The sequence below is a fragment of the Cyanobium sp. Cruz-8D1 genome (assembly GCF_024345975.1).
Classification (GTDB): Bacteria; Cyanobacteriota; Cyanobacteriia; order PCC-6307; family Cyanobiaceae; genus Cyanobium.
On the sequence record NZ_JAGQCD010000063.1, the window covers coordinates 1 to 12,886 of the forward strand.

Sequence of the window (12,886 nt, forward strand, 5' to 3'; positions counted from 1 at the left end):
GCGGACCAATGGCTTCCGCTCCATCAGAGCTGGATTGATGGCCGTGGCCCACGACATCAACAGGATGCTCGGCTGGAGCGGGATCCAGACGCTGGAAAGGGATTAACAAGACTTTCAGTCGGCCCTGCGGCAGCGGGCGCTTCGCGCCGAGGTCACCGCAACGGCTGACACGACACCAGAAACCCGGTGACATGGTCAGGCCACTGGGCCAGCACCAGCAGCTCACGGGGGATTCGGGCAAAGCCTTTCTGGGAAAGGGCTGCGAATTCGGCCAGATTGTCGTGGGTGACCAACGCCCCACGGGCTTAGGCGACCTCGATGGCATCGAGGAACTCCTGGCCTTGTTCGGCAAGGCACTGTTGGTAGGCCTCCCCGAGGCTCACCCCCTGCTCCTGCAGCCGCATGAAGGCATCGAACTCCGGCGGGCTGTGATCGAGGAAGGCGGGCAGGCTCCTCACCGCACCGATCGTGATGCCTTCCACCTGGGTGTGGATGATCGCCACCGTGGCGTTCAACGACCAGCTGGGCAGGGCCAGCAACTTGCCGGCGGCGATCTGCAAAGGCCAGCGGTAGTCCTCAGCGAGGGCCTGGTGGGTCCGGGCGAGGTCAGCCATGGAACGGGGGGGTCACGACAAAGCCCGGTGACGAGGCCACCGGGCTCAGAAGGATTCTGGTTGGTGGGGCGGAGTGGCTGACGCTGGCACCTGGGGCCAGGGTTCCAGTGGGGCTTCCCGCTGGGTCCGGGGCACCTGGAGCTGAGCTCGTGAACGGTGCGATGGACGGCGACGGCGTGACACGCCAGGGAAGCCAGAGATCCGATGAGAGTGTTGGAGCAGGGGCCGGATCGTCAGCGCGCTCCTGACGCCTGCCCCGGGGGAGTGTCATCCATCAAAGGGCCTCCGAATCGGTCACACTCACCTTCGGACGAAAGGAGGCTGGCAGCAGGGATTGATGCAGATTCGATGCTGCTCTTGGCCAGCGTGGTTACGGGGCTTCACGACAGTGACTTCACCGAGATTGGCTCTGCAACCGGGTTGATCCACCCCCGGCGGCATGGAGGGGGCCTGAAACCGCCCATCTCCATACGGGAAGAGGAACACGCTCGATCCTCTCTCTCTGCCCAAAAGCATTACTTTGTGGTTGAGGGGAAAGCCCCCCAAGGTTCTCTCCTCAAAGCAATCCGGGTCAGTCCCCCGGGGGTTTCTGTGAAGGTGAACTGATTGGAAACAGGCCCAACGTGGCATATGGTAGCCACCCCAAGTGGACGAGTGAGCAATATGCTATTTCCTGCGTTTTGAAGTGTGAAAGCTGGGCTGCATAACCCGGCCAAGCAGTCACTTCTGGGAAGGTCAAGCCCCGAGCATCTCTTCCCTGAGCCGTGACTGATTCCTTGCCTGCCAGGCCCAAGACAGGGCATCTGTGGAACAAAACGACACCAGACCGGATGGCATCCGAAATGCCAGGTTGACCATCTGCGACCGGTGCTAAGGCGCCCCTACCGGGGGCGCCTTCTTTTGTGGCGGTAGCCATGGTTCAAGCCCTTGTCTGAACCGGCACTGCCGGCAGGACATTTCTGCATTCCTTTGTTCAGCGCAGCCAGCCCCTCAGTGTCGCCAGCCGGACGGCCTCCGTTACCGCCTCGATGCAGCGCTGGGCGCGGCGCTTGGCATCGTCCTGGCCCTGGGCCCGCAACAGGTAACCCTGCATCGCCTCCGGTGTTTCGATGATCGCCAGCAGCCCGGTCGGCCGTGCACCAAGGGAACCATCGGCGAGCAGGCGGCTCACCAAGCCCAGCTCACAGAGCCGCTGGCCGGTGGAACCGGGAGAAAAGAGTTGCTGATGCAGCACCGCCCAGCAGTTCAGCTTTGAGACTTTCCAGCTGACCGGACCGGAGGCGGCGGCTGTTGGGCAGCCCCTGGGCCGCACCCGCCGGAATCGCCACAGGGTGATCGGGCGAGTTCTCCATGCTCCAGCTCAGGCCGGTGCCCGGCAGGCCCACCGTGGTGCGTGGGCCGCCGCTGCGCGCCACCGGAATGTTGAACGAGGCGCCGCGACCCCCCACGGAAAAGGAACTCAACCCGGCCTTACCAAAGTTGAAGCGCAGTGGCCCCAGGCGGGCGGAGCGGCGGAAGCGGAAGCCCATGGCGATCAGGGGTTTTTGATGCAGTAGGAACCGGAGCCGAACCAGCCCAGCGGGCAGGAGTTGCCCACCTTCTCGATGGCTTCTCGGTTGGCGCCAGGGCTGCTGAGGCAGTAGTTGCCGGAAGCATAAAAACCGAGCGGACAGCTGTTGCCGGCCTTCTCAATGGCACCGCGGGTGTTGTCGCCCTTGGACGGGACGCAATAGCTGCCGGAGGCGAAGTAGCCCAGCGGGCAGCCACCGACCCTGGGCAGAGGGCGCACCGGTTGCTGGGCCAGGGCGCCACCACTGGCCATAACGCTCACCGAGGCAGTCAACGCCGCAGTCAGCAGGAACCAGCGCACGCGCATCGTGACTCCATCACCCCTTCCAGAGTGCCCTGCCTTGGTGGCTGGTAGCCCATCCATCCATGCAGGCATCGCATGGATGGATCCGCCAGGGCGCAGAACTGTCAGGCTTGTTGGTTGCCACTCCTGGGGTATCCCCATGCCCCAACCCTGAAACCGCAGCTCCTGCTGCTCCTGGCGATCGCTGCCAGCATCCCCAGCGCCAGCCAACTGAGCGCAGCAGCAGCGCCGGCCACCGAATTCCGAGCCAAGGTCCTCTCGATCGGCGACGGCGACACCCTGCGCGTCAGCCGCCAGGGCCTGCCGATCACCATCCGCCTGGCCTGCATCGATGCCCCCGAAACGGCGCAGTCTCCCTGGGGTCAGCAGTCACGGGCCTACCTGATGCAGCGCCTGCCGCGGGGCAGGGTGGTCAGCATCCAGCCCCACAGCACCGATCGCTATGGCCGTACGGTGGCCGAGGTGATCAGCGACCTCAACATCAACCTGGTGCTGGTGGAAGACGGCCAGGCCTTTGCTTACCGGCGCTACCTCAGCGGCTGTGATGCCAAGGAGTACCTCGATGCGGAGTACCGGGCGAGCAGACATCGCTATGGGGTGTGGCAGCAGGAGGGCGGCATCACCCGCCCCTGGGACTTCCGCCGTGCTCGTCGCTCAGCCGTTATTCCTGATGGCACAACACCCGGCGGCCGCCGCTACCGCTGCAAGGAGATCGGCTCCTATGCCCGCGCCCAGGAGCTGCTGCGCCAGGGCCACACCTATCTCGATGGCAACGGCGATGGAGAGGCCTGCGAATCGCTGCGGTAAAAGCCACCAGAAGTATCCACGCCAAGAGGAGTCACCTGAATCAATAACGCTGAGACCATGCGGTGTTGGCATTGAATCAGCCGTTATTGGCAGTTTGCAGCACTAGCGGGACTAGATAGGAGTCATTCAGCAGCTCATCATGCACTCCTCCATCCATCGACTTGCGGCCGGTGCTGCAGCAACAGCCATCGGAGTCACTGCCACACCAGGTCTGGCGGCGGTGTATCAGGCCCTCTGCACCGGTGGTTCGGAATGCACCGTCACCCTCGCCAATGGCCAAATCGGCACGCCAGGAATGGTCATCCAGAAAGAGCAGGTGCTCTCTTGGTCACAGGGCGGATCAGGAAGCAAAACTGATGTGGGCATGGGCGTTGCTGGTGTTGTGCTCTTTGGCATACCTGGCCTGATCGGCTTTGCCGCCAAAAAGCACGATTACACCTTCTCGATCAGTTACATCGACGAAGCCGGTAATATTCAGGCAACGTCAGTTGGCTTCAAGAACAACGTTCCCGCCAATCAGTTCATGATGGAGCTGATGGGCATGACGGGGCTGAGCGTCGGGGAGGTCAACAAGAACCTTCAGGGACGCATTGATCAGATCAAGGCAGAGACGGCCGAAAAGGCACGGATTGCTGCGCTTGACTGCGCTCGCATACTCAAGTCCTACGGCTGCAGCTGGGATGCCTACCTGGCGGCCAATCCTGCTGTGCAGATCTGGGCTGGGAAGTATCCAGCTCTGGTGGCAGCAGAGAAAACAAGACTGGGTGCCATTGACTGAGTAAAACCGCCTCTCAATCGCGCCGCATGCGGTTGGCAGATCTGCTGCCAGGTGATAAAGAAGAGGCTTCGGAACTTGGCTGTCGGCCACCATTGGCCCCAATCGCCTCCTGGCAGCGCTGCACCAGCTCCTGCCTGAGTGCATCAGGGCTCTCCAGGCGAATCCCGCCGCCAAAGGCAAACAGCCAGCTGCGCAGGTCGATGTCGGCCGCCACGGTCCAGGGGGGCAGATCCAGCTCCACCGGGTAGGGGTGGCTGGAATTGGCTGCGCCGGGTTGGAGCACATGCGGCGCGTTGGGGTGGTGCCACCAGCGGTCGCCTGGCAGCGGCTGAGAGAAGCGAGTGTGCTCGATCGGGTAGCGCTGCAGGCCTTCGCGAATGAAGGCAAAGGCCCAGGGGGCGCAACAAAAGCGCAGGGTCGCCAGAAGCTGGCTGCGGCGCTGGGCCGAGGGGCTGGCGATGGCCAGCTGCTGCTCCAGATCGCCGCCGAAGTAGATGCCGCCGCTGTGGTGCAGCAGCCGCTCCAGCCTGCTCAAGGCAGCGGCATGGAGCTCAGGGCTGCGGCGGAAGCCAGTTTCACGGCGGCGCAGGGTGAGGCGATCAAGCCGCTCGCTACGGATCAGGCCCTGCTCCTGGCCGATCTGGTCGTCTTCGTAGAGGAGATACCAGCCCACGTTGTGGAAGATCAGCTGCAGCGGCCACACCCGCAGCTCGCCCTCGGCGCTGCCTGCAAAGCTGCCCACCCCTGGATAGCGCTCGAGCAGCACGCGGCGATGGGCCACGATCGCCGCCTCAATCGCCTCCGCCTGCCGCGGTACGGCCAGCGAATCGCGGCGCACCAGGGCGGTGTCCACCACCGCATGGCGGGCGTAGCTGCGCACAGGCGCCAGGTCATCGGCGCTGATCCCAGCCCAGCCCAGGCGTTCATCCAGCTCGGCCAGCAGGGCCTGCGCTGCTGGATCGGCCAGCCGGCCGGCGGCCTGGCGCACCACGTTGTGCAGCTCCCGCAGCCGGGGTGGTGAAAGCACGGCGGTGCCCAGGCAATAACCGTGGCGCACATTGTCGTGGCGGTTGCGGAAGCCGTAGGGAGTGAGAACCTTCTCGAGGTCCTTGCGCAGCGTTGCCGTTTCACCCGGAAGGTAGGCGCCGGGGATGGATTCGGTGGCGGCGATCAGGTGCTGGTGCAGGGTGGCGCCGGGCTCCGCCGGCCGATCAAAGGGCACCTGCAGGAAGTGACGCAGCAGGGTCATCACCCGCTGGAACACCGGCCCGTCACCCATCGGCGGGTGGCCGCCATGGACGCCGCCCTGAATGCCGCACTGAATACCGCCGCTATGCGGCGCCGCCGGCAGTTCCGCCAACCGGATCGGAGCCAGGCTGTCTCCGCAGAAGCAGAAGCCATTGGCCTCAAGCCAGGCCAAATCCGCTCGGATCGCCCCCGCCTCGCCGTAGCACTCCCCATGCAGCCGGCCCAGGAAGGCCGCAGCCCGCTCCGCCAGATCGCCCGACGGCAAGGGCGACACGATCGCCTCCAGCTGCTCACGGGTGATTGGATCAGCGGCGTCGAGCTCGGGGTAACGGCTGAGCAGGCGGATCAGGAACAGCAGCCGCTCCAGATCAAGCAGGCGCGAGTAGCCATGCAGCTGCCAATGGGTCTCGCGGGCCCGGGCGCTGCGGATACGGCGGTCGAGGGCCGCCAATTCAGCAGCCAGCAGGGGCTCCAGGTCGTCGTGATGGGTGGGCACAACGGCGCAGATGGCCGCAAAGCCCTCCGCCCGGCTGGGCCCGAAGTGAGGATCGGCCAGGGCAGCGGCCATCTCCTGGATCACCGCCTCGGGCACCTGGCGCTCGCGCTGGCGGTTCCACTCCAGACAGGTGGGCAGGGGGGTGTAGAGCCACCAGCCGATCCACTCCACCGGCGCCGGCAGCAGCAGGGCCTGGGTGATCGCCAGCCGCCAGGGGCGGCGGGCATGGGTGGCATCGATGATCACCGGGATGCCGGCCGCCACCGCCTCGATCAGCCGTTGCTGCAGGCGCTGTTGGATGTCGATCCAGGGGCCCTGCACGGCCGCATCGCCAAAGACCTCGGCGCGGATCGCATCGGTGGAGAGCAGCAGAGCCGGCGGTTCACCGGAGGCGGTGAGCAACGGTGCCAGAGCCCTGGCGAGGGTGGTCTTACCGCTGGCGGGCGGGCCGATCAGCAGGTGGCAGCGCAGCGGCGCCGCGGTGGCGGAGGGCAAGGAGGCCAGACGACGGGGTGCCTCAAGTCTTTCGCAGGTGAATCGTTCACGCCAGGGCCTGGCTTGGTGACGCTGGGCACCTGCACATCGACAGCGCTCTGTGGCCAGCTCCTGCACCGTTCAAGCCGCCCTGCCGTCAAGGCGACGCCACGGCCCCAGCTACGCCCCGCCAGTTCCTCTTGAGCATCTGCATGTGCTCGATCTGCTGGAGCTCACCGGATCACAGCCCAAGGCGGCCCGCGCCCTGGCGATGCACCAGAGCACGGTCTGCCGCAGCGCCGCGCTGATGGGCCAGCAGTTCCGCCTGCAGCCAGGACGGGGGGCGAGTGTCTGCCGCTATGGCAGCAATGAGAGCCTGCGGCAGCTGCGGTTGGCCTACCGGGCCCACCGGCTGATGGGCGGACAGCTGCGGATCGCCACCGACCCCTTGCATCAGGCACTGCTGGCCGGGCTGTTGAGCGTGCAGGCGGTGCCGCCGCGCATCCGGCCCTCGCAGGAGTGGGCGCAGCTGCTGAGCCAGGCCTTGATCGATGGGGCGATCGTGTCGTCCTGGTGCCACCCGCTGGTTCTGGCCGTCGAGCGCCTACCCAGCTGGAGCGGTGTGATCACGGTGCCGCTGGGGACGTTGCCCTTGCAGCTGGTAAGCCATCTGCCGACCACGGCTGAGGCGACCACTCCCCGCAAGGTGCTGTTGCCCCGCCGCCATGTCACACCGCTGCTGCATGAGGCGCTGGCCTGGCATGGTTTCCAGGTGGAGCAGCAGCCGATCAGCTGCCAGGACGTTCCCTCCTGCCTGAAGCGCATGCAAGATCGCCAGCTGGCGATGCCCCTCTGCCCGGGGCTGGTGGATCCGGGCTGGTTCCAGACCCAGAGCCTGGTCGCCCATTCCGAGCAGCCCCAGCTGAGCGAACAGCTATGGCTGCTGCTGCCGCAGGGGCTGGTGGGCAGCAGCCGGGAGGCTCGCCATCTGATCCGCACCTTGCGGCAGCGGGTGGAGAAGGCGGGGGAGGCGCGGATCGGTGAGGGGGACCTGACCCAGGAGGAGAAAGATCCGGCAGAAGGGGGAACGCGCGAGGCAAGCCCTGCAGGGATCTCATCGAAAAACCATGCAGTTGGTGCATCGCTACCCCGTCATGAGCATGGCGAACGCACTGCATCTGCTGCTGTCCCGCTGTAGAACTACGCAAACCGGGGCGCGCCGACGTCAGCGTATGGCTAGGGGAAGCGTCACTGCAGCTCGTTTGGGTCAAGGGCGGTGGCATCTCGCCATTCCTGACAGCGCCCCACTACTTTTGTGCGCCCTGAAAGGGGGCCACCGATGAGCGAGCGCTTCTTCGAGGACCCGATCCTCAACTCCCCCTACGGGCGACCGCTCCGGCACTGGGAGCTTGACAAGGACGGCATTCCCACCCAGAAGATCGTCGAGTACCGGCGCGAGTCTCGGCTGATCACGCCGATCCCCAAGCCGAAGAAGCGGGGCGGTAAGGGGGAGCAGGCTGTGCAGCGATCCCTCGAGCTCGAAGCCCAGGGCCTCTCCACCGATGACCAGCAATACGAGGTCACCCAGCAGATCAACTCCATCCGCTCACTGGTGGAGGAGTGGCGCCAGGCTCCGGAGAGCCAGTGGAAGGTGACGCCGGAGACGGCCCGCCTGCTGAAGCATTGGCGGCATCACGAGTTCCAGGGCATCCGGCCCTTCTTCTGCCAGATCGAAGCAGCTGAGACCGCCATCTGGCTGACGGAGGTGGCACCGGAGATCGGCAAGCGCGGCAAAGACATCCTCGAAAAACTGGAAAGCGCCAACGACGAGGCCAACCCCGGCTTGTTCAGGATGGCCTTGAAGCTGGCGACCGGCGCGGGCAAGACCACCGTGATGGCGATGCTGATCGCCTGGCAGACGATCAACGCGGCCCGTCACCCCGGCAGCAGCCGCTTCACCAAGGGCTTTCTGGTGGTTGCTCCAGGCATCACGATCCGCGACCGGCTCCGAGTGCTGAAGCCAAATGACACCGAGAGCTACTTCCGGCGGATGGAGCTGGTGCCTCAAGACTTGGTGGGAGAGCTGGGCAAGGCCCGGATCGTGATCACCAACTACCACGCCTTCCGCAAGCGGGAGCTACTGGATCTAGCCAAGGGCACGCGCCAATTCATGGAGGGCTGGAGGGGTGAGCAGATGGCCACCACCGAAACCGAAGGCCAAATGCTCCAGCGCGTGATGAGCGAACTGATGGGCATGAAGCAGGTGCTGGTGATCAACGATGAAGCCCACCACTGCTACCGGGAGAAGCCGATCAGCGATGAGGAGCGAGAGAAGATCCAGCTGAGTTCAGAGGAGAAGGCAGAAGCCAAGAGTCACCGCGAAGCGGCGCGGATGTGGATCTCTGGAATCGAGGCCGTCAGCCGCAAGATCGGCAAAGGCCAGCAGCGGGTGATCGACTTATCGGCGACGCCATTCTTTTTAGCCAGCTCCGGCTACGCAGAGGGCACGCTTTTCCCCTGGGCGGTGAGCGACTTTTCCTTGATGGATGCCATCGAAAGCGGAGTTGTGAAGCTGCCGCGGGTGCCGGTGGCCGACAACATCAGCAAGGAGATGCCCTTCTACCGGGAGTTGTGGAAGAACATCAAAAAGAGCATGCCCAAAAAGGGCCGCGGCAAGTCTGGTCAATATGCGCCTGACAGCCTGCCCACGGAACTCAACTCGGCAATCGAGGCGCTTTACGGCCACTACGTGACGACCTTTGAGCTGTGGCAACAAGCAGGCTTTGAAGTGCCGCCGTGCTTCATCATCGTCTGCAACAACACCTCCACCTCGAAGTTGGTCTATGACTACATCTCGGGGTATGAAGTGGAAGATGAACGTGGCGATAAGCAGATTCGCAAAGGAGCCTGCCCCCTATTTTCCAACTACGACGACTACGAACGCCCCCTACCCCGGCCACGAACGCTCCTGATCGACAGCGAACAGCTGGAGAGCGGTGAGGCCCTTGATGCCAACTTCAGGGAGATGGCGGGGACAGAGATCGAGCAGTTCCGCCGCGAGATCATCCAGCGAGAGGGAGCTGGCGCTGCTGGGTCCAAGCTCAGTGATGCCGATCTGCTGCGGGAAGTGATGAATACGGTGGGTAAGCCGGGCAAGCTCGGAGCCGACATCCGCTGTGTGGTTTCGGTGGCGATGCTCACTGAGGGCTGGGACACCAACACGGTGACCCATGTGCTCGGCGTGCGGGCCTTCAGCACACAACTGCTTTGTGAGCAAGTTGTGGGCCGCGCCCTGCGCCGCCAGAACTATCAACTCAATCCAGACACCGGTCGTTATGACGTGGAATATGCCGACATCCTCGGCATCCCGTTTGATTTCACGGCCCAGGCGGTGCGGGCCCCCGTCAAGCCGCCACCGAACACAATCCACGTCAAAGCCATCAGCCCGGAACGAGATCGTCAGGAGATCACCTTCCCCAACGTGATTGGCTACCGCATAGAACTTCCCGATGAGGAGGTGAAGGCCACCTTCACGGACGATCACATCTTGGAGCTCACCCCTGAACTGGTGGGACCAACGATCACCAGTAACCAGGGGATCATCGGAGAAGGCATCGAGCTCACTCCTGAGCGGATCAAGGACTTCCGCAAATCAACAGTGATCCTCCATCTGGCCACGCACCTGGTGAAAACCAAGTACCCCGATGGTCAGGGCGTTCCCAAGCATCACCTGATCCTCAAGCTGAAGAAGGTAGTGCGCGAGTGGCTGGATCAGTGTCTCGTTTGCAAAGGCGGCACTAACCACGGCCAACTTGTCTACCGCAAAATTGCCGACAGGGCTTGCGAGCGCATGATGTCGGCGATTGTCGTGAGCGCCGGGGCAGACAGCAAACGGCTGGCGATCCTTGACCCCTACAACCCCACCGGCAGCACAATGGACGTGAACTTCAATACTGCCAAGACGCTGCGCTGGGAAACCGACTCACGCCGCTGCCATGTGAACTGGGCCATCTGTGATAGCACCTGGGAGCAAGAGTTCTGCCGGGTGCTCGATGCCCACCCCAAGGTGCTTCGCTGGGTGAAAAACCAGTCGATGGGCTTCGAGGTGCCTTATCTGCTCGCCGGAGAGCCGCGGCGCTACATCCCAGATTTCATTGTGGTGGTGGATGACGGACGAGGTGAAGATGATCTACTCAATCTCGTTTGCGAAGTGAAGGGCTATCGGGGAGAGGATGCCAAAGAGAAGAAGAACACGATGGAGACCTACTGGGTGCCTGGAGTCAACAACACAGGCAAGTTCGGGCGGTGGGCTTTTGCCGAGTTCCGAGACCCACTTGTTATGGAAAATCAGTTGTCGTCAGCTGCAGAAGAAGAAGTGAATCAGATTCTGGGTTCTGTGCTCGCCGTGGAGGTGGCCTGAGATGCCGAAAAAGCCCGCCAGCGAAAAACAGATCGAGAGCTTCTCGCACGACGACGCCTCACGCCGGAATATCCCAGCGGCTGAGTACCAGACGATGGTGCAAAACCAGGAGAAAACACCGCTGCAGGTGGCCTATGAGCGGCGGAATCCTGATCTCGACCCTCAGCTGATCTGGCGCGGCAAGGATCTGCTGGATGACTCTCCGCTTGTGGTGAATGCACCACCGCTCTACATCCAGGAGAAGATCCACCCGAAGGTGCTGATTGATGACCTGAAGCGCCAAAGCAAACAAGGTGAAGGGGATGCCAAGCAGATCGATCTCTTCTCAGCTTTCAATGGGCTGCCATCTGAGGAGGCCAAGACCGAGTTCTATCAGCACGATCAGAACTGGTCAAACCGGATGATTCTGGGCGACTCACTTCAGGTGATGGCGAGCCTGGCCGAGAGAGAGGGACTAAGAGGGAAGGTGCAATGTATTTATTTTGATCCACCCTATGGGATCAAGTTTAATAGCAATTTTCAGTGGTCAACCACAAGTAGAGACGTCAAAGATGGCAGAGAAGATCATATTACCCGCGAGCCCGAGCAAGTAAAGGCCTTCAGAGACACCTGGAAAGACGGTGTTAACAGCTACCTTTCCTATCTTCGCGATAGGCTTATCGCGGCAAAAGACCTAATCACTGATCCTGGTTCGATCTTTGTCCAGATTGGGGATGAGAATGTGCACCGCGTGCGCTGCTTGATGGACGAGGTCTTTGGAGACACTAACTTTGTCGCTCAAATTACGCTTCGGGTCAAGAGCCCTCTCGCTGTCTCCGACCTGGCGCGCACAACAGATTTCTTGCTTTGGTACTCAAAAAACAAGACCCAGCTGAAGTTTCGACAGCCGCGACTTCCCAAGCTACTTGAAAACCATCCTGAGTTCTCCCAAGCCCTTCTTCCAGACGGCTTGACAATTAGTCGAGCCACCGCTGGCCAACAGCCTACAGCTCGAATGTTCACGCCCCAGAACCTCGCATCTTCTGGCTATACTTCATCGTGCACATATGATTTCGCTATAAACGGTAAGACCTACCTCTCTCCCAAGGGGAAGAGCTGGAAGACGCATGAGAGTGGCATGACCAGGCTCGCCAAGGCGGGACGCCTTCAACCACTGAAGACCAGCCTTAGATGGAGATATTTTTATGACGATGCGGCAACCGAAGTGGTAACAGATATCTGGAGCGATATGTTTGCGGCGCCTGAGAAGACGTACGTTGTGCAAACGTCCGAGGCGGTTATCCAGCGATGTGTACTAATGACTACCGATCCGGGCGACTTGGTCCTTGATCCAACTTGTGGCTCGGGAACTACAGCATATGTGAGCGAGCAATGGGGGCGTCGGTGGATCACAGTCGATACATCGCGTGTAGCTCTTGCCTTAGCGCGAGCCCGCATCATGGGCGCAAAATATCCTTACTACTTGCTCGCTGACTCCGTTGAAGGCAAGCAGAAAGAAGCCGAACTAACTAGCTCTTTGCCTTCCTCTGATCCAGTTTCTCACAGCATAAGACTAGGTTTTGTCTATGAGCGGTCTCCGCGCGTCACGCTCAAGTCCATAGCCAACAATGCCGAAATAGACGCAATCTGGGACAAGTGGCACGCCACACTTGAGCCGTTGCAGGAGAAGCTTAATGCTGTTGTCGGCAGAGACTGGAAAGCATGGGAGATTCCCCGCGAGTCGCAGCCAGCCTGGTCCATGGAGGCCAAAACTTTACACGCCAACTTGTGGAATGCCCGTATTGAAAGCCAGAAAGAGATGGATGCCTCCATCTCCGCCAATGCTGATTCCGAGTATCTCTTCAACAAGCCATACGAAGACAAGTCCAAGGCCCGTGTCGCTGGTCCTTTCACGGTAGAGAGCCTGAGTCCCCACCGCACCATGATCGTCAACGACGACGATTCAGTGGTGGATCCCTACAAACAAGGGGCCACTGCAGAGGGCGCAACTGACTTCGCTCAGATGATCCTCGATACGCTGCGCGTGGCTGGAGTACAGCAGGCCCATAAGAGTTTGCGGAAAAACCGTCTAAGCAGTCGTGTTTTCCCATCTCCGAGCTGATTTCTCGGTGATTTCGTCAGATGGGTTCAGTTCAAGCGCTCAGACAGCCCGATTTCGCAGCATTTGGACTGTTTT

10 protein-coding genes are annotated in these 12,886 nt (G+C 62.0%); 5 read left to right on the forward strand and 5 right to left on the reverse strand.

The window, feature by feature from the left end; all coding sequences use genetic code 11:
• Window positions 1–305 precede the first annotated feature (305 nt).
• From KBZ33_RS19765 to KBZ33_RS19780, 4 genes are all read right to left on the reverse strand, one after another.
• Window positions 306–614 carry a hypothetical protein gene (locus KBZ33_RS19765; protein ID WP_254955153.1) on the reverse strand — a complete coding sequence of 103 codons (309 nt, stop codon included), beginning with the start codon at window positions 612–614 and terminating at the stop codon, window positions 306–308.
• A gap of 973 nt (window positions 615–1,587) precedes the next feature.
• Window positions 1,588–1,785 carry a hypothetical protein gene (locus tag KBZ33_RS19770; protein WP_254955154.1) on the reverse strand — a complete coding sequence of 66 codons (198 nt, stop codon included), beginning with the start codon at window positions 1,783–1,785 and terminating at the stop codon, window positions 1,588–1,590.
• A gap of 10 nt (window positions 1,786–1,795) precedes the next feature.
• On the reverse strand, window positions 1,796–2,143 hold the full coding sequence (locus KBZ33_RS19775; protein ID WP_254955155.1) for a DUF4236 domain-containing protein: 348 nt from the start codon (window positions 2,141–2,143) through the stop codon (window positions 1,796–1,798).
• A 5-nt stretch (window positions 2,144–2,148) separates the two neighbouring features.
• Window positions 2,149–2,490, reverse strand: a complete 342-nt coding sequence (locus tag KBZ33_RS19780; protein ID WP_254955156.1) for a hypothetical protein — start codon at window positions 2,488–2,490, stop codon at window positions 2,149–2,151.
• 114 nt (window positions 2,491–2,604) lie between these two features.
• Here KBZ33_RS19780 and KBZ33_RS19785 point away from each other — a divergent pair, with 114 nt between their 5' ends.
• Both KBZ33_RS19785 and KBZ33_RS19790 read left to right on the forward strand, forming a co-directional pair.
• Window positions 2,605–3,294, forward strand: coding sequence for a thermonuclease family protein (locus KBZ33_RS19785; RefSeq protein WP_254955157.1), 690 nt, complete (start codon window positions 2,605–2,607; stop codon window positions 3,292–3,294).
• 139 nt (window positions 3,295–3,433) lie between these two features.
• On the forward strand, window positions 3,434–4,072 hold the full coding sequence (locus KBZ33_RS19790; protein WP_254955158.1) for a hypothetical protein: 639 nt from the start codon (window positions 3,434–3,436) through the stop codon (window positions 4,070–4,072).
• A 13-nt stretch (window positions 4,073–4,085) separates the two neighbouring features.
• On the opposite strand, the gene KBZ33_RS19795 is transcribed toward KBZ33_RS19790, so the two are convergent.
• On the reverse strand, window positions 4,086–6,311 hold the full coding sequence (locus KBZ33_RS19795; RefSeq protein WP_254955159.1) for an ATP-binding protein: 2,226 nt from the start codon (window positions 6,309–6,311) through the stop codon (window positions 4,086–4,088).
• A gap of 100 nt (window positions 6,312–6,411) precedes the next feature.
• Here KBZ33_RS19795 and KBZ33_RS19800 point away from each other — a divergent pair, with 100 nt between their 5' ends.
• From KBZ33_RS19800 to KBZ33_RS19810, 3 genes are all read left to right on the forward strand, one after another.
• Window positions 6,412–7,488, forward strand: coding sequence for a hypothetical protein (locus KBZ33_RS19800; protein ID WP_254955160.1), 1,077 nt, complete (start codon window positions 6,412–6,414; stop codon window positions 7,486–7,488).
• A 141-nt stretch (window positions 7,489–7,629) separates the two neighbouring features.
• Window positions 7,630–10,710, forward strand: a complete 3,081-nt coding sequence (locus KBZ33_RS19805) for a BPTD_3080 family restriction endonuclease (protein WP_254955161.1) — start codon at window positions 7,630–7,632, stop codon at window positions 10,708–10,710.
• 1 nt (window position 10,711) lies between these two features.
• Window positions 10,712–12,811: a site-specific DNA-methyltransferase gene (locus KBZ33_RS19810; RefSeq protein ID WP_254955162.1), complete on the forward strand. Its 2,100-nt coding sequence runs from the start codon at window positions 10,712–10,714 to the stop codon at window positions 12,809–12,811.
• The last annotated feature ends 75 nt before the right edge of the window (window positions 12,812–12,886 follow it).